Annotated in this window: 14 protein-coding genes; 6 read left to right on the top strand and 8 right to left on the bottom strand. The window is 64.4% G+C overall.

What is annotated here, in order from left to right:
- The first annotated feature begins 30 nt into the window (after positions 1 to 30).
- A complete protein-coding gene (locus Q3C01_RS35020) occupies positions 31 to 1,107 on the top strand; it encodes a BMP family ABC transporter substrate-binding protein (protein WP_458149827.1) in 1,077 nt (358 codons plus the stop codon).
- 109 nt (positions 1,108 to 1,216) lie between these two features.
- Here the strand turns inward: Q3C01_RS35020 and Q3C01_RS35015 are convergent, their stop codons facing one another.
- Positions 1,217 to 2,563, bottom strand: coding sequence for an 8-oxoguanine deaminase (locus tag Q3C01_RS35015; protein ID WP_458149826.1), 1,347 nt, complete (start codon positions 2,561 to 2,563; stop codon positions 1,217 to 1,219).
- 140 nt (positions 2,564 to 2,703) lie between these two features.
- Here Q3C01_RS35015 and Q3C01_RS35010 point away from each other — a divergent pair, with 140 nt between their 5' ends.
- On the top strand, positions 2,704 to 3,531 hold the full coding sequence (locus Q3C01_RS35010; protein ID WP_458149825.1) for an FAD binding domain-containing protein: 828 nt from the start codon (positions 2,704 to 2,706) through the stop codon (positions 3,529 to 3,531).
- The gene (locus tag Q3C01_RS35005; RefSeq protein ID WP_458149824.1) at positions 3,528 to 6,254 is read left to right on the top strand and encodes a molybdopterin-dependent oxidoreductase; all 2,727 of its coding nucleotides are present in this window, start codon (positions 3,528 to 3,530) and stop codon (positions 6,252 to 6,254) included. Before Q3C01_RS35010 ends, Q3C01_RS35005 begins: the two co-directional genes overlap by 4 nt.
- Here the strand turns inward: Q3C01_RS35005 and uraD are convergent.
- The 4 genes from uraD to Q3C01_RS34985 all read right to left on the bottom strand — a co-directional run bounded on the left by uraD (position 6,251) and on the right by Q3C01_RS34985 (position 8,863).
- Positions 6,251 to 7,138, bottom strand: a complete 888-nt coding sequence (uraD, locus tag Q3C01_RS35000; protein WP_458149823.1) for a 2-oxo-4-hydroxy-4-carboxy-5-ureidoimidazoline decarboxylase — start codon at positions 7,136 to 7,138, stop codon at positions 6,251 to 6,253. The genes Q3C01_RS35005 and uraD overlap by 4 nt on opposite strands.
- 11 nt (positions 7,139 to 7,149) lie before the next feature.
- Positions 7,150 to 8,082, bottom strand: coding sequence for an allantoinase PuuE (puuE, locus tag Q3C01_RS34995; protein WP_458149822.1), 933 nt, complete (start codon positions 8,080 to 8,082; stop codon positions 7,150 to 7,152).
- A 1-nt stretch (position 8,083) separates the two neighbouring features.
- Positions 8,084 to 8,497, bottom strand: coding sequence for a DUF3830 family protein (locus Q3C01_RS34990; RefSeq protein WP_458149821.1), 414 nt, complete (start codon positions 8,495 to 8,497; stop codon positions 8,084 to 8,086).
- 90 nt (positions 8,498 to 8,587) lie between these two features.
- Positions 8,588 to 8,863: a hypothetical protein gene (locus Q3C01_RS34985; RefSeq protein ID WP_458149845.1), complete on the bottom strand. Its 276-nt coding sequence runs from the start codon at positions 8,861 to 8,863 to the stop codon at positions 8,588 to 8,590.
- 228 nt (positions 8,864 to 9,091) lie between these two features.
- Between Q3C01_RS34985 and Q3C01_RS34980 the strand changes: the two genes are divergently transcribed.
- The gene (locus tag Q3C01_RS34980; RefSeq protein ID WP_458149820.1) at positions 9,092 to 9,310 is read left to right on the top strand and encodes a hypothetical protein; all 219 of its coding nucleotides are present in this window, start codon (positions 9,092 to 9,094) and stop codon (positions 9,308 to 9,310) included.
- Positions 9,311 to 9,446: 136 nt separating this feature from the next.
- Positions 9,447 to 11,183, top strand: a complete 1,737-nt coding sequence (gene poxB / locus Q3C01_RS34975) for a ubiquinone-dependent pyruvate dehydrogenase (protein ID WP_458149819.1) — start codon at positions 9,447 to 9,449, stop codon at positions 11,181 to 11,183.
- 43 nt (positions 11,184 to 11,226) lie between these two features.
- Here the strand turns inward: poxB and Q3C01_RS34970 are convergent, their stop codons facing one another.
- On the bottom strand, positions 11,227 to 11,610 hold the full coding sequence (locus Q3C01_RS34970; protein ID WP_458149818.1) for a hypothetical protein: 384 nt from the start codon (positions 11,608 to 11,610) through the stop codon (positions 11,227 to 11,229).
- Between the two features lie 438 nt (positions 11,611 to 12,048).
- On the opposite strand from Q3C01_RS34970, the gene Q3C01_RS34965 reads away from it, so the two are divergent.
- The gene (locus tag Q3C01_RS34965; RefSeq protein ID WP_458149817.1) at positions 12,049 to 13,281 is read left to right on the top strand and encodes an MFS transporter; all 1,233 of its coding nucleotides are present in this window, start codon (positions 12,049 to 12,051) and stop codon (positions 13,279 to 13,281) included.
- A gap of 63 nt (positions 13,282 to 13,344) precedes the next feature.
- Here Q3C01_RS34965 and Q3C01_RS34960 read toward each other — a convergent pair whose 3' ends face one another.
- Positions 13,345 to 14,235 (bottom strand): dihydrolipoyllysine-residue succinyltransferase component of 2-oxoglutarate dehydrogenase complex, encoded by an 891-nt coding sequence (locus Q3C01_RS34960; protein ID WP_458149816.1) that lies wholly within the window; start codon positions 14,233 to 14,235, stop codon positions 13,345 to 13,347.
- A 165-nt stretch (positions 14,236 to 14,400) separates the two neighbouring features.
- The gene (locus Q3C01_RS34955; RefSeq protein WP_458149815.1) at positions 14,401 to 16,212 is read right to left on the bottom strand and encodes a chloride channel protein; all 1,812 of its coding nucleotides are present in this window, start codon (positions 16,210 to 16,212) and stop codon (positions 14,401 to 14,403) included.
- Positions 16,213 to 16,415 lie beyond the last annotated feature (203 nt).

Genomic DNA, 16,415 nt, shown 5'->3' with positions numbered 1-16,415 from the left:
TAGCTTTCCCCGACTGTTTGGAGATTGACGATGAGGAAAACACTTCTTGCGGCTGTCGCGGGGCTCTTGCTCGCCGGCAGCATCGGCGCAGCCTCTGCCGCCGACAAGCTGAAAGTCGGTTTCATATATCTCGGCCCGGTTGGTGATCTGGGCTGGACCTATCAGCATGAGCTCGCGCGCCAAGCGCTGGTGAAGGAGTTCGGCGACAAGATCGAGACGACCTATCTCGAGAACGTCTCCGAGGGGCCGGACGCCGAACGCTCCATCGAGCAGCTGGTCCGTGCCGGCAACAAGCTGATCTTCACGACGTCGTTCGGTTACATGGACCCGACGCTCAAGGTCGCGAAGAAATATCCCAACGTGCATTTCGAGCACGCGACCGGCTTCAAGCGCGACAAGAACATGTCTATCTACAACGGCAGGTTCTACGAGGGCCGCTACATCCAGGGCATCATAGCGGGCAAGATGTCGAAGGCCGGCGTGCTGGGCTACATCGGCTCGTTCCCGATTCCCGAGGTCATCATGGGCATCAATGCCACGATGCGCGGCGCGCAAACCGTCAACCCCAACATCAAGGTCAAGATCATCTGGGTGAACACCTGGTTCGACCCGGGTAAGGAAGCCGATGCCGCCAAGGCGCTGATCGACCAGGGCGCGGACGTCATCATGCAGCACACCGACAGCCCGGCGGCGATGCAGATCGCCTCCGAGCGCGGCAAGCTCGCCTTCGGCCAAGACTCCGAAATGATCAAGTTCGGGCCCAAGACCCAGCTCACGTCGATCATCGACAACTGGGCGCCCTATTATATCGAGCGCGTCAAGGCCGAGCTCGACGGAACCTGGAAGTCCGAGGACGTCTGGGGCGGGCTGAAATCCAAGATGGTGGTGATGGCGCCCTATACCAACATGCCTGACGACGTGAAAAAGCTAGCGATGGACACCGAGGCCGGCATCATCGACGGCAAGGTGCTGCCGTTCAAATGTCCGGTCGTCGGGCAGGACGGCAAGGAAGTTGAATGCAAGGGCGGCGATCACCTCGATGACGGCCAGATCCTCGGCATGAACTTCTACGTCAAGGGCATCGACGACAAGGTGCCGGGCAAGTAGCACGCTTCTTGCATCGGTAAAATCACCTGCTCCCTCCCGGAGGAGGTCTGAGGGGGTAGCCACCAATACCCGGCAATGGTGGTTGCCCCCTCTTCTCTATCCTGCCCGCCTAGCCTGCCTGCATCGCGCGGGCCGCCGCGCTGTGGCGGCGGATCAGGTCGGCGACGTCCAGGCCCGGAATCGCACCGTCAACCACGGCCCATTTGCCCGCAACCATGACCCGATCAGCCCGATGCGCACCGCAGAGCACAACGGCCGCAATCGGATCGCCATGGCCCGAGAAGCGAAGTTCATCGAGCTTGTAGAGCGCGAGATCGGCGGCCTTGCCGACCGCGATCTCACCGAGCTCGGGACGGCCGACGCAGGCGGCCGAGCCCTTGGTAGCCCAGCGCAGTGCGTCCTTGTGACTGATCCTCGTCACGCCATAGCGGGCACGCTGGAGCAGGAACGCGGAGCGCACCTCCTGCATCAGGTTGGACGCATCGTTGGAGGCCGAGCCGTCGACCCCCAGTCCGATGCCGACACCGGCCTCCTCCATCTCGCAGACCGGACAGCAGCCGGACGCGAGAAGCTGGTTGCTGCAGGCACAGTGGCTGATGGTCGTCTTCGCCTTGCCCAGACGCTTCATCTCATCGCCATTGAAGAAGATGCCGTGAGCGAGCCAGGTCCGCGCATTGAGCCAGCCGCACTGCTCGAGATAATCGAGCGGACGGCAGCCATACATCTGCTCGCAAAACCTGTTCTCGTCCTCGGTCTCGGCGAGATGGGTGTGCAGACGAACATCGAGCTTGTCGGCGAGATCGGCGGTGGCCTGCATCAACGACGTCGTCACGGAGAACGGCGAGCATGGCGCGAGTGCGATCTGTACCATCGCATCCGCGCCGTGCTGGTGATGCTTTGCGACCGCCCGCGCGCTGTCGGCGAGAATCGTGTCCTCGTCCTGCACCACGCTGTCAGGCGGCAGGCCGCCGTCGCGCTGCGACAGGTTCATCGAGCCGCGCGTGAGCAGCACGCGCACGCCAAGCCGCTTCGCAACGGCGACCTCGAGGTCGACAGCGTCCTCCAAGCCTGTGGGGAACACGTAGTGATGATCCGTCGTTGTGGTGCAGCCCGACAGCAACAGCTCCGACATCGCCACGGTGACACCGAGCTGGAGCGCCTCCGGCGTCATCCGCGCCCAGACCGGATAGAGCGCCTTGAGCCAGGGAAACAACTCACGGTCCATCGCTGCCGGCAGCGCGCGCGTGAGCGTCTGGTAGAAGTGATGATGCGTGTTGATCAGCCCCGGCAGCACGACATGCTCGCCCGCATCGATGACCTCGGCGTCCGCTGCGGGCTTGCCGCCGGCGGGCACAAGCTCGATGATCCGGCCATCCTGCACCACGATGCCGCGCTCGGCACCGTCGGCCAGAATGGCGAGCGGATCCTTGATCCAGACCGGCTTTGCGTTATCCATGATCCCGTTTCTCCTGACGTTGGCCGGCATTTTCGCCTGCAAGGCGAAGGCCAGCCGCTTGCGTCCTTGTTGCGACTTGGCTCCGGACTTGCAAGACTCCTTTTCAGGCGATCGATCCTATCTAAGGCGTTGGCGTACTCATGGACTTGAATACCATCACGTCGGTGGCCCATCCGGAGAGCCGTGCCCAACTGCCCGCTTGGACGGCAGGTGATGCTTGGCTCGCGGGCGGAACCTGGCTGTTTTCGGAGCCGCAGGCCCACCTGTCCCGGTTGATCGATCTCGCTGACCTCAAATGGCCGGCACTGACCATCACGAATACCCATCTGACGATCGCGGCCACCTGCACCATCGCAGAGCTCGATACGCTGACCAGTCCGCCCGAGTGGCTCGCCGCACCGCTGATCAGCCAATGCTGCCGCGCCTTCCTCGCCTCGTTCAAGATCTGGAAGACGGCGACGGTCGGCGGCAATCTCTGTATGTCACTGCCGGCAGGTCCGATGATCTCGCTGACCTCGGCGCTCGACGGCGTCTGCACGATCTGGAAGGCCGGCGGCGGCGAGCAGAAACTTCCCGTCCTCGATTTCGTCACCGGCAACCAGCGCAACCGCCTGATGCCGGGCGACCTGTTGCGGCAAATCGATATCCCCCTCGCGGCGCTGAAGCGACGTTCGGCGTTCCGCCAGATCTCGCTGACGCCGGTCGGCCGCTCCGCAGCGCTGTTGATCGGCAGTCTCGATGGCGATGGTACGCTGAACCTGACGGTGACTGCATCGACCGTGCGCCCGATCCGATTGCCGTTTCCGAAGCCGCCCGATGCGAAAGCTTTGAGCGCAGCCATCGCGGTCGAAATCACCGACGGCCTCTATCATGACGACGTCCACGGCAAGCCGTTCTGGCGCAAGCACATGACGCTGCACCTTGCCGAGGAGATCCGTCGCGAATTGCTGGATAGCGCGCACCAATGAGCTTCGAGATCAACGGCAAGCCGTTTTCGGAGAGGCCTCGCGCAGGCCAATGCCTGCGAACCTTCCTGCGCGAGCTCGGGCACTTCGGCGTCAAGAAAGGATGCGACGCCGGCGATTGCGGTTCCTGCACCGTGCTGGTCGATGGCGAGCCCGTGCACAGCTGCCTGATCCCGGCCTTCCGCGCCGAGGGCCGCGCGATCACCACCATCGAAGGACTGGGCGGCGACGACGGCGCGCATCCGATGCAGCAGGCCTTTCTCGACGCGCAAGGGTTTCAGTGCGGCTTCTGCACCGCCGGCATGATCCTGACCTGTGCGTCGCTGAACCAGGCGCAGCGCACCGAACTCGGCGCGGCGCTGAAGGGCAACATCTGCCGCTGCACCGGCTATCGCGCGATCGCGGATGCGCTCGACGGTAAGATCAATGTCGACGATGGCGTCGAGGCCGGCGGCGCGTTCGGCCGCAGCCTTCCCGTGCCCGTCGGCCCCGACATCGTGCGCGGCAAGGCGCGCTACACCTTCGACACCGAGATCGATGGCCTTCTCCACATCAAGCTCCTGCGTTCTCCGCATCCGCACGCGAAGATCGCCTCGATCGACAAGTCCGCGGCATTGAACGTTCCCGGCGTCCACACGGTGCTGACCCACGAGGACGTACCCGACCGCCTGTTCTCGACCGCGCGGCACGAAAAGGACTGGATGGACCCCGAGGATACGCGCGTCCTTGACGACGTCGTCCGTTTCGTCGGCCAAAAGGTCGCCGCCGTCGTGGCGGAGACCGAGGCCGCCGCAGAGGAAGCGTGCCGGCGCCTTGAGGTCACCTATGACGTCCTGCCTGCCGTCGTCGACCCCGAGCAGGCGATGGCGCCGGGCGCGCCGGTTATTCATCCCGACCGCACAACCGAACATCGCGTCGCAAACGCAAAGCGCAACATCGTCGCGGAGATTCATGGCGAGTTTGGCGATGTCGCAGCGGCGCTCGCGAATTCCGCCGTTACCTACGAGGGCACCTTCACGACCCAGCGCGTGCAACATGCAGCGCTGGAAACGCATGGCGGGCTTGCCTGGCTCGACCCGTCCGGCGTGCTCAACGTCCGCTCCTCCACGCAGGTGCCGTTCCTGACGCGGCGCGCGCTGTCTGACATTTTCGATCTGCCGATGGACAAGGTCCGCGTGTTCTGCGAGCGCGTTGGCGGCGGCTTTGGCGGCAAGCAGGAGATGTTCGTCGAGGACATCTTGGCGCTCGCCGTGCTGAAGACGGGGCGGCCCGTCAAGCTCGAGCTGACGCGCGAGGAGCAGTTCATCGCGACGTCGACGCGCCATCCGATGCGCGTCCATATCAAGGCCGGCGCCGATGCGGACGGCAAGCTCACGGCGCTCCAACTCGATGTGCTCTCCAACACCGGCGCCTATGGCAATCATGCCGGTCCGGTGCTAGGCCACTCGGTGGCCGAGTCGATCAGCGTCTACAATTGTCCGAACAAGAAGGTCGACGCAGTCGCGGTCTACACCAACACGGTGCCCGCAGGCGCATTTCGCGGCTATGGCCTGCCCCAGACGCTGGTAGCGGTGGAAGCGGCGATCGACGAGCTGGCAAGGCAGCTCGGCGTCAGCCCATACGACATCCGCCGCCGCAACGTCGTCAGGCCCGGTGATCCCATGCTGTCGCCACCCCCGTCGGAGTATCACGACGTCGCCTATGGCTCCTACGGGCTCGACCAATGCCTCGATCTGGTCGAGCGCGCGATGCAGGCGGATGCGCCCCGGCCCGATTTGTCGCCGGACTGGCTGATTGGCGAGAGCATCGCGCTGACCATGATCGACACCGTGCCGCCGGCCGGGCACATCGCGGACGCGATGATCGCGCTCAACGACGACGGCAGCTTCGATCTCACCGTCGGCACCGCCGAGTTCGGCAACGGCACCAGCACTGTGCACCGGCAGATTGCGGCCACCGCGCTCGCGACCACTGTGGACAACATCCGCCTCAAGCAATCCGACACTGTTCATGGCGGTCACGACACCGGCGCCTATGGCAGCGCCGGCATTTTCGTTGCCGGCAAGGCGACGCATGCGGCGGCGGAGCGTCTTGCGAACATGTTGAAGGCAGCCGCAGCCGAGGCGTGGCTATGCGATGCCGCAACCTGCACACTCGACGACAATTCCATCGTCAGCGGCGTCAGGCGAATCTCCTTTGCTGATCTTGCGAGCAACGCGCAGGAGCAAGGCGAGGTGCTCGCCGCGAGCGGCAATTCTCAGGGCACCCCGCGCTCGGTCGCGTTCAACGTGCAGGGTTTTCGCGTGGCCGTGAACAAGGCCACCGGCCAGTTGAAAATTCTCAAGAGCGTGCAGGCGGCCGATGCTGGCGTCGTCGCCAATCCCATGCAGTGCCGCGGCCAGGTCGAGGGCGGCGTAGCACAGGCTCTGGGGGCAGCGATGTACGAGGAGATGGTGATCGACGCGCAGGGGCGCATCATCAACGCCAAATTCCGCGACTATCACCTACCCTCCTTCGCCGACGTGCCGCACACGGAAGTGCTTTTCGCCGAGACATCAGACACGATCGGACCGATGGGCGCAAAATCGATGAGCGAAAGTCCGTACAATCCCGTCTCTGCCGCGCTCGGCAATGCCATCGCGGATGCCACCGGCATTCGTTTTACGTCGACACCGTTCAAGCCGGACCGCCTGTTCCCGGCACTGCACGAAAAGTTCGGCGGCTAGCTCCCGCGATAGGTCGAATAGCTCCAGGGCGTGACCAGCAGCGGCACGTGATAGTGGCCCTCGGGCTCGCTGATCGCAAAACGCAGCGGGATTTCGTCGAGGAACGGCGGGTCCGACGTCGGCACGCCGCGCGCAGCAAAATATTTGCCAACACTGAAGCGAAGCTCGTAGCGGCCGATCGGCAAGGGACGACCACCGATCAAGGGCTGATCGGTGCGACCGTCATGGTTGGTCACCGCGCGCGCGATGATGCGGCTTTCGCCAAGGGCCGCGAGCTCGACGAGTTCGACCGCGATGCCCGGCGCGGGCGTGCCGCTGTGATTGTCGAGCACGTGGGTTGAGAGCTTGCCGTGGACCTTCAGACGATCGTCAGCAACCACGAGCTGGTCCAGTCGCAGCGCCGAGATGCGACAGATTTCGGCGATCGAACGCTGCGTCTCGGTCGCGGCATCATTCGGCAGACGCTGCTCGAAATCGCGCAGGATCGAATCCTTGGTGTGGCGGCGCACGCACACGATATAGGGGATGCCGAACTTTGCGCGATAGGCATTGTTGATGCGTTCGAACGCCGTGTATTCGGCGTCGGACAAGCGGTCGAGCCCAACGCTGTTCTGCTCGGCATTGGAGTCCGCGGTCAATCCAGCAGCGCGCTGCGTCTTGTCGGCCAGATCGGGATGCGCCTTGATCAGCGCCAGCCGCAATTCCGGCGCAGCTCCATCGACCGCCGCCGTCATCGCTGCGAGCAATTGATGAATGCCGGCAAAGGGCCGCTGGTCCGCGGCGCGCTCGGCGATCCATGGCGAGTGCTCGAAGATATTGGCAAGCGCGGCGACGAAATCGGCCTCGCTTGCAGCGTTGAGATCGGAGAGCGAGACCTGCGACATCGCCCCCTCGCCTAGATCTCGAATGCGTCGTCGGCGAGATGGGCGAGACGGTCGTGCCAGTGCTGCGCGATCTGCAATCGCGTCGGCACCCAGACGCGCTCGTGCTTCCCGATATAGTCGAGGAAGCGCATCAGCCCTGCCGCGCGGCCGGGACGGCCGACCAGGCGGCAATGCAGGCCCACCGACATCATCTTCGGCGCGCTCTCGCCTTCGGCATAGAGCACGTCGAAGGCGTCCTTCAGATAGGTGAAGAACTGCTCGCCCTCGGCAAAGCCCTGCGCGTTGATGAAGCGCATGTCGTTGTTGTCGAGCGTATAGGGAATGACGAGCTGCTTGCGGCCCGCGCCCTTGATCCAATAGGGCAGATCGTCGGCATAGGAGTCGCAGAGATAGAGGAAGCCGCCCTCCTCCATCAGCAGCCTGTTGGTATTGATCGAGGAGCGGCCGGTGTACCAGCCGAGCGGCCGAGCGCCGGTCGCTTCGCTATGCACGCGGATGGCCTCGGTGATCTCGGCACGTTCCTGCGCCTCGGTCATGTCCTTGTGCTCGATCCATTTCAGGCTGTGGCTGGCGATGTCCCAGCCCGCCTCCTGCATCGCGGCGACGATTTCGGGATTGCGTTTCAGCGCCGTAGCAACGCCGAACACGGTGGTCGGCCATTTGCGCATCGTGAACATCCGCCACAGCCGCCAGAAGCCGGCGCGCGAGCCATACTCGAACATCGATTCGATGTTGGCATGGCGCTGGCCGGGCCAGGGCTGCGCGCCCAGCACGTCGGACAAGAACGCTTCCGACGCGCGGTCGCCGTGCAAAATGTTGTTCTCGCCGCCCTCCTCGAAATTGACGACGAACTGCACCGCGACCCGGGCCCCGTCCGGCCAATGCGGATGCGGCGGGTTGCGGCCGTAGCCGCGCAGATCACGGGGATAGCGGGGCTCGGACAAGTCAGGCTTCCTCGAAGCGGATCGGCAGGGCGCCCTTCCACAGCACGCTCTTGCCCAGCGTCGCCAGATTCTCCAGACCCGACGTCAGCGTGATGAAGTGGTTGCCGGCGAGCTGGCCCATCTTGCTCGCGAAGTGCACGCCGCCATAGGCGAGCAGGATCTCGGTCTCGCTGATGCCGCCGGGATAGAGGATGATCTGGCCCGGCGCGGGATAGCTGGTGTGGTTCTCGTAGCCGACGCCGAAATCGAGGTCGCCGAGCGGCATCCAGACGCCCTCGCCGCTCCAGCGCACATGGATGATGTGGCTTTCGAACGGCATGGCCTTGCGGAAAGCAGCGACGGTCTTCGGCGCCAGTTGCTCCTCGAAGCGGGCATCGAAGGTGAAATCGCCGGCGCGGATAACGAGTTTGCTCATCTCATCTCTCTAGGGTTGGAGGGCTTCGACCCTCCAAGGGGAACTTTCAAGCAAAGAGCATTCCAGCAGGACCTATGCAAGGGCCCCGCGCTACCTGCGGTCATACGACCAGCCGAAAATGCCGCTTCGCCGAGTCTCGGGCTCCGGCTCAGCGGCGGGTAGGGGCCCCTCCTTCAGTTCCGCTTGCGGCGGCGGCGCCGCCGGAAGGTTTTCGCATTTCATGGAATAGACCAGCTTGCCGTCCGCGGTACGCCCGATCGGCACGCAAGGGTCGGGATGCCCCACCGTCGCGGCTTTCGGTGTCGGCTTGACCTGCGCTGCGGCGGGCGAGGCCACCAGCAGCAAGACCAGGAAATATTTCCACATCGTTGTGGCTCGATCCATCAACTCGTGCCCATTCAAGCGGATCGCGGGCGGCGAGTCCATCAGGCCACGGGCGGCATTGCCGATTATTTAGCCGCGACCAAAATTTCGGCTCGCCGCTTCGTGATGGCCGAAACCGTGATATTCGGCAAGACGCATCGCCATCTCCGATAAGCGGCAACACCGGCACGAGACATTTCTCTCGCTCGGCGTCAGACAAGGGAGACCATGATGCGAACAACAACACTGACCCTGCTCGCCACGACGCTGCTCGCAGCCCTCACGATCCAGACGGCCTCGGCAAGCCAGCGCCACCACGCCCGCAAGGCCCCCGCCCCCGCTACCCAGTCCTTCCGCGACTCCAACGCTGCCGTCTGGCCGACCGAGCCACGCGAAATCGACTGGTGGCGCTACTCGACCGGCGCGCTCTCGGCGCCCGCAGGGCGGTGATTGCTCGCTCGCGCGACCATACTGTTAGATCGGTCATCGTGCGGAGCGGGGCCATGGGGTGTAACATGCCACATGGGGAGCTTCGACGGATAAACGGCCGTTGGCCCGACAACACCAGCGATACGGAGAGAACGTGATGGCGATCAACAACGTGGCCGACCTCTTCGTGGCAACGCTCGAGCAGGCGGGTGTCAAGCGGATCTATGGTATCGTCGGTGACAGCCTCAACGGCCTCACGGAAGCGCTGCGCCGCCGTGGCACCATCGAGTGGGTGCATGTGCGGCACGAGGAAGTCGCAGCGTTTGCCGCGGCCGGCGAGGCCGAGATGACGGGCAGCCTTGCAGTATGTGCGGGGTCCTGCGGACCGGGCAATCTGCATCTCGTCAATGGTTTGTTCGATGCTCATCGCAGCCGCGTTCCGGTGCTCGCGATCGCAGCCCAGATTCCCTCGGCCGAGATCGGCGGCGGCTATTTTCAGGAGACCCATCCGCAAAATCTGTTCCAGGAGTGCAGCCATTATTGCGAGCTGATCTCGGATCCAAGCCAACTGCCTTACGTGCTGGAAAATGCCATCCGCGCGGCGGTCGGATTGCGCGGAGTTGCGGTCGTGGCCATACCTGGCGACGTCGCGTTTCGCGCGCCACCCAAACGTGCTCTGGCGACCGCGCGGGGCCTGGCGCTGTCCACACCGAAGATCGTGCCCGAGACCAGCGAACTGGAGGCGCTGGCGTCTCTCTTGAACGGCAGGGAGCGCGTCACGCTGTTCTGCGGCCGGGGATGCGCCGGCGCTCACGCACCGCTGATGCGGATGGCCGAGACCTTGAAGAGCCCCATCGTACACGCCCTCGGCGGCAAGGAGCATGTCGAACACGAAAATCCCTATGATGTTGGCATGACCGGCTTCATCGGCTTCTCGTCCGGTTATGCAGCGATGCATGCCTGCGACGTCCTCCTGATGCTGGGCACTGATTTCCCCTACAAGCAGTTCTTCCCGACCGACTGCCAGATCGCGCAAATCGACATCAGGCCGGAAAATCTCGGCCGGCGCTGTAAGCTCGATCTTGGCGTAATCGGCGATGTCAGGCTGACCATCGAGGCGCTGCTGCCGCTGTTGAAGGTCAAGACCGAACGACGGCACCTCGACAATGCGATTGGGCACTACAAGAAGGCGCGCGAAGGCCTCGACGCGCTCGCGGAGGGCACCCCGGGCCGCAAGCCGATCCATCCGCAATATCTCGCGAAGCTGATCAGCGATCACGCTGCCGACGATGCGGTGTTCACCGCGGATGTCGGCACACCGACCGTCTGGGCGGCGCGCTATCTGCAGATGAACGGACGCCGCCGGCTGATCGGATCATTCGTGCACGGTTCCATGGCCAATGCCATGCCACAGGCGATCGGCGCGCAGGCGGCACAGCCAGGACGTCAGATCATTTCGCTCTCGGGCGACGGCGGTTTCACCATGCTGATGGGAGACCTGATCACGCTCACCCAGATGAAGCTGCCAGTGAAGGTCGTCGTCTTCAACAATGGAGTGCTCGGTTTCGTCGCGCTCGAGATGAAGGCTGCAGGCTTCGTCGACACCAACGTCGATCTGAAGAACCCTGACTTTGCGGCCATGGCGCGCGCAATGGGCATCATGGGTCGTCGCGTCGAGGACCCAGGCGAGCTCCCGGGCGCGATACAGGAGATCCTGACGCATGACGGGCCAGCACTCCTGGATGTGGTCACCGCCAAGCAGGAACTCTCGATGCCGCCAACGATCACCCCGGAGCAGATCAGGGGCTTCAGTCTCTGGGTCCTGCGTGCCGTCATGAATGGCCGCGGCGACGAAGTCGTCGATCTCGCCAAGACAAACCTGCTGCCCCGCTAGAGACGCGCTTGTCCGCGCGAACTCTGTTGGCAAGCCCTCGTGATCAGTACGGCTGATAGTAGCGCGGACCACCATAATAAGGACCGCCGCCGTAATAGCCCGGGCCGTAATACGGACCCGGACCGTAGTAATAGTTGTTCTCGTAGTAATCCTGCCGGCGCTGCTCGGCGATCGCGCCGGCGATCAGGCCAGTCGCCGCGCCCATGACGGCGAGGCCCGCAGCACTCGGTCCGCGACGGTAATAGCGGCGCCGTGCGGCGCTGAAGTCAGTCGCAGCGGCGGATGCCGGGGCCACTGTGGCAGCCTTCGCGAGCGTGCGTGTAGCCGCAGCCGAGGGCACCGCCGACGCCGCGACGAGGGCAAGGCCAGCGAGCGTAGCCAGCAGGACGCTCCTGCTTTTCAAGGACATCATGGCCTGATCCGTCATCTGAGCCTTCCTCCGTTCGCTATCAAGAACCAAGTTAAGCAAACGATATTTAACCCACAACCCAGCGATGTGGTTTCCCGATCGCGGCAATCCGCCGCGCCGATTTGAACGATTGTAATGCTGCCTGGCAAATCCGGCTTGATCGACTTCAGCGGAGCCGTTATGAAACCGGCGCGCTGTTCTTCGGCGCCGTAAGCGTTTCACGTGAACCAACGCATCAACCGACGCGGTCGGGATCGATGCAATTTTCAGGGTTCGACGTGACCGGCGCGTCCTTTCCCAAAGAGATCAGATGTTGCGGTTCGCAAACTTCCGGCGCGCTATGCGCCTGTTGTTGGTAGTCCTGCCACTGTCCGCCGGATCGTCGCCTTCGTGGTCGCTGACCGGATGCCGGCCGCGCCCGCCGTCCCTGCCCTACCTCGCATGAACTTGGATCAAATGACTTCAGACCAAACGGCTTCTGCCGCAAATCCGGCCGAGACGCTGACGCGGCATCGCCCGCTGCTGCTCTATGTCGGCTCCAGCACGCTCTCGGAATTCGCTCACAACGTCGCCACCGTCGCCGTGGGTTGGCAGATCTATGAACTCACCGGCAGCGCCTTCTATCTCGGCATGGCGGGTCTCGTGCAGTTCATTCCGAGCGCCATTCTCGTCTTCATCGCGGGGCACGCGGCCGATCGCTACGACCGCCGCCGCATCGTTCAACTTTGCCAGCTCATCCAAGCCTTGGCTGCAGCCTGGCTCGGCGTCCGCACGTTCGCGGGAGCGGTGACGGCGCCGGAGATCTTCGCGGTCCTTGCCATCCTCGGATTCGCCGGCGCCTTCGAAAGTCCGGCCTCCTCCGCGCTGCTGCCGGGCGTCGCACCGGACGGCATGCTCCAGCGCGCGACCGCCATGGCGACCGGCACACGGCAGTTCGCTACGATCACGGGTCCCGCGCTCGGAGGGATCGCCTACGCACTCGCACCTGGCGCGCCCTACGGCATCATGGCGCTATGCTCACTCCTGGCAATGGTGCTCGTCGGTGCGATCGAGCTCGAACGTCCCGCCGAATCTGAGCCGCCGAACCTCGCCGAATTGTTCGCGGGCCTTGAGTTCGTGCGCAGCAATCCCGCTATCCTCGGTACGATCTCGCTCGATCTGTTCGCCGTGCTGCTCGGCGGCGCGACCGCACTGTTGCCGATCTATGCCAAGGACATCTTGCATGCCGGCCCGTGGGCGCTCGGCGTGATGCGGGCAGCGCCGGCCGTTGGCGCACTTCTGATGACGGCGGTGATCGCGCGCCATCCAATCGCGCGTCGTGCGGGCCTGCGGATGTTCCAGGCGGTGATCGCGTTCGGGCTTGCCACCATCGTCTTCGCTCTGTCGCAGACCGTGTGGCTGTCGATCGCTGCACTGATGGCCATGGGTACGGCCGACACGATCAGCGTCATCGTCCGAGTCGCGCTGGTGCAGCTCGCCGCACCCGATGCAATGCGCGGCCGCGTCGGCGCCGTCAATTTCCTCTTCATCAACGCCTCGAACCAGCTCGGCGAATTCGAGAGCGGCATGGTCGCCGCCCTGCTCGGCGCAATGCCTGCAGCGCTGCTCGGCGGCATCGGCACCATCGCAGTGGCGCTGTCGTGGATGAAGCTGTTCCCAATCCTGCGCCAGGTCGACCGACTGGAGTGAGATTTACCCCTCGATCCCCACGGACGGCGTCCGCGGGCCGAGATCAAGAGCCGCACCGACAAGCTATTGTTGTGCGGACTCCAGTTGCACCGGAGCTGGCCGTCGCACCGCCGGATGCGGCGCGGGACCCGCCTGCGCCGGCTTGGGTGACGATGCTGCAGCCGGGCGCGGCGGAGGCACGGCGGCAGCGGCCGTCTTCGGGCGCGTGTTGGGATCGGAGGTCTGATGAACAGGCTTTCCCGCCGTCTGGTCAGGGGCATTGACCGACGTCTTGATATCGGGCGTTTTCATAACAAGGCGCGCCATTTGCTCCTGGCTCGCTTTCAACTCATCGGCAACCCTGAGGTTGTCGAGCGACATCTGCTGCTGGTTCGCCTTCAATTGCTCCTGGCTTGCCTTGAGCTGCTCGATGCCTTGCTGCACGTTGGCGAGATCGCTCGCCATCTTCTCGAGCAATTCCGTCACCTGCGGAGGAAGCACGGTCGCGGTCGGCGCGACCGCCTCCGGGACGGTCTGCGAGGGGGGCTCCGGTTGCGGCGATGCGGGCGATGCCTGGGCCAGCTGAACAGGCGCCAGGCCGGGCTGCGCGGCAAGCACCGGCTCTGCTTGCGAAGGTGAGGGCAGCGCAGCATGCAGCGGTGCCCAGCCTGCGATCATCTGCCTGATCCCATCACCGTGGGATGATTGCGAGACCAGGGCCGCGGTGCCAATCCCCGCTGCCAGCGCCAAGCCAACGAAGCCGCGGAGCGCTGGCCGGCCGCGCGGCGGGCGGCTGCGCGCTTCATCACGCTCCTGTCGCTCCTCGCGCTCCAGCCTGGAAAGCTGCTCGCTGGCGCGCGCAATTTCTTCATCCACGCTTCTGATCTTCTCGTAGGTGTGTGTGAGCTCTTGGTCCATTCGCGCGGACAGCACAAAATGTGGCTCGACTTGTGTCGGATCTGACACGGAATTCATTGGCGCTCCTACCCCAGCCCAATGTCGCCCCGAAGAGCGTTCGTCGCATTTCCGCTTGGCTCATCATCGCCAATGCGGTTTGTCCAAAGCAAGACCCCATCATGGAAAGTGTGAGGCCGGGTGGCGGCGAGCGCCGCGGCACCCCTCCTCCAATACCGCTGAGTGCTACGACAACGAGCCCAACACGCCGCGGGTGGCCTTGTCGATCTCCTCGACATAGCGGCGACGGGCGAAGGTCTCGGTGAGGAAGCCTATCACCTTGCGGCTGTCGGCGGATTCGACCACCGCCAGCATCTCCGCCTCGGCCTCGTCGAACACCGCCATCGCGCTTTTTACGTTCATCTCCGGAATCAGCACGATGTCGGTGTAGCGGGCGAGCTCGATCACCTGGATGTCGTCGGCGATGGTGTCGAGGTCGCTGGAGAACAGGTCGGGCAGCATGACGAGGCCGACATATTCGTCGGCGTTGTTGACGACGACGATGCCCGGACGCGAGCCCAGCGCGAACTCGCGCCGTGTGGCGGCGATTGTCGTCGAGGACGGCACCTTGCCGACGTCGCTCCGCATCATCCGCTCGACCGTGAGGTTGCGCAGCCAGCCGACGTCGTTGGCGCTGCGGATGGTCTCGCCGCGCAAATGCAGGCGCCAGGTCGAGAAGGAATGGCCGAACATGAAGCGCACGCAGATCGAGGTGACGATGCAGCCCGCCAGCACCACGGCGGTGACGTCGACATTGCGCGTCATCTCCAGCACCAGGAACGACATCGTCAGGGGACCGCCGACGATGGCGACCCCGAGCGTCGCCATGCCCGTGAGCATCGCAACCAGCGGATCGATCGCGAAGCTGGGGCTGATCAGCAGCAGCAAGGCAGCGAAGAATTTTCCGATCAGGCTGCCGACAAACAGCGAGGCGAAGAACAGGCCGCCGCGGAAGCCAGATGCCAGCGAAATCAGGCACGCCGTCAGCTTGAGCGCAATGATCAGCGCGATCAGGCCGATCGTCATGTCGTGAAACAGATCGAGCACCATCGCGCCGTGGCCGGCCGCCAGCACCTGCGGGGTGGTGATCGCGAAGGAGCCGACGATGAGGCCACCGATCACCGGGCGCAGCCAGACCGGTAGCCAGGCGAACAGACGCTCAAACGTCGAGGACGAGCGCATCACGGCGATGCCCACGCCGCCGGTGACGAGCGCGAGCCCGATCAGCGCCAGATATTGCTCGATGCCGACCGTGCTCACCTTCGGTATCTCGATGGAGTACGGCGCGCCGCCGAGCCACTGCGCGGTCAACGCGCCGGCGAGTGAGGCAGCCAAAATCGGCGCGGCGCTGCCGACGGCATAGACGCCGACGATCAGCTCGCAGGCATAGAACGCGCCGGTGATCGGAGCGCCGAAGGCGGCTGCGATCGCGGCCGCGGCGCCGCAGCCGACGATCAGGCGGAGATCGTTGCGCCGGAGGTTGAAGAACTGGCCGAGCAGCGAGGCGATGCCGGAGCCGATCTGGGTGTAGCCGGCCTCGAGGCCGACGGAGGCGCCGCAGCCGTTGGAGATCAGCGTCTGGCTCGAGACCACCACGCTGTCGCGCAGGGACAGATTGCCACCACGCAGCGCGTTGGCCTCGATCGGGTCGACAGCGCTGGAGATCTTCAGCCGCCGCCGCGACCATTCCATCATCCCGAGCGCCAGGCCGCCAAGGGCGGGCGCGCTCAGCGCCGCCCACGGGCTGACATAGGCGTTCGCCGACAGCCGCACGTCGACGGGAATGCCGAAGATCAGGACGTGCGCAATCTGCGCGATCTCGGCCATCAGCGTCACGACGCCGCCGGTGGCGATGCCGATCAGAAGCGCGAGCGGGATCAGGTAGAATTCATTGCTGCGCAGGAGGGCGCGGATGCGGACCAGCATCCGGTTCGACGCTTTGTTCGATCCCTTGTGCGATCTCTTGCGATCGACGATGTGCCTGATCCGCGCGAACACCGGCGAGGCTCTTCTATTCTGCGGCCGTGCCGTCGCCGGCCATGCGCTGGTTTGTCATCGGGATCGGCATCCTGGCGACGCGCGCGTTCCGCGCCCTCACCGACCCGAGTTACGTCAAAGCCATGAGGCTGCGCAAGAGAAAGCGGACGGCTTTGCGGAGGGTGATATGTCCGCCCCGGGCGTCGCGCGAAAATTACAAGAAA

The sequence above is a fragment of the Bradyrhizobium sp. UFLA05-109 genome (genome assembly GCF_054185165.1).
This window is presented reverse-complemented; position numbering and strand designations above follow the sequence as displayed.

Excerpts from the sequence above, each read along its gene's own strand:
- Q3C01_RS35020 (WP_458149827.1), top strand. The coding sequence starts at position 31 with ATGAGGAAAACACTTCTTGCGGCTGTCGCGGGGCTCTTGCTCGCCGGC.
- poxB (WP_458149819.1), top strand. The coding sequence starts at position 9,447 with ATGGCGATCAACAACGTGGCCGACCTCTTCGTGGCAACGCTCGAGCAG.
- Q3C01_RS35015 (WP_458149826.1), bottom strand. The coding sequence starts at position 2,563 with ATGGATAACGCAAAGCCGGTCTGGATCAAGGATCCGCTCGCCATTCTG.
- Q3C01_RS35010 (WP_458149825.1), top strand. The coding sequence starts at position 2,704 with ATGGACTTGAATACCATCACGTCGGTGGCCCATCCGGAGAGCCGTGCC.
- Q3C01_RS35005 (WP_458149824.1), top strand. The coding sequence starts at position 3,528 with ATGAGCTTCGAGATCAACGGCAAGCCGTTTTCGGAGAGGCCTCGCGCA.
- Q3C01_RS34965 (WP_458149817.1), top strand. The coding sequence starts at position 12,049 with ATGACTTCAGACCAAACGGCTTCTGCCGCAAATCCGGCCGAGACGCTG.
- Q3C01_RS34985 (WP_458149845.1), bottom strand. The coding sequence starts at position 8,863 with ATGTGGAAATATTTCCTGGTCTTGCTGCTGGTGGCCTCGCCCGCCGCA.
- Q3C01_RS34970 (WP_458149818.1), bottom strand. The coding sequence starts at position 11,610 with ATGACGGATCAGGCCATGATGTCCTTGAAAAGCAGGAGCGTCCTGCTG.
- uraD (WP_458149823.1), bottom strand. The coding sequence starts at position 7,138 with ATGTCGCAGGTCTCGCTCTCCGATCTCAACGCTGCAAGCGAGGCCGAT.
- Q3C01_RS34960 (WP_458149816.1), bottom strand. The coding sequence starts at position 14,235 with ATGAATTCCGTGTCAGATCCGACACAAGTCGAGCCACATTTTGTGCTG.
- Q3C01_RS34980 (WP_458149820.1), top strand. The coding sequence starts at position 9,092 with ATGCGAACAACAACACTGACCCTGCTCGCCACGACGCTGCTCGCAGCC.
- Q3C01_RS34990 (WP_458149821.1), bottom strand. The coding sequence starts at position 8,497 with ATGAGCAAACTCGTTATCCGCGCCGGCGATTTCACCTTCGATGCCCGC.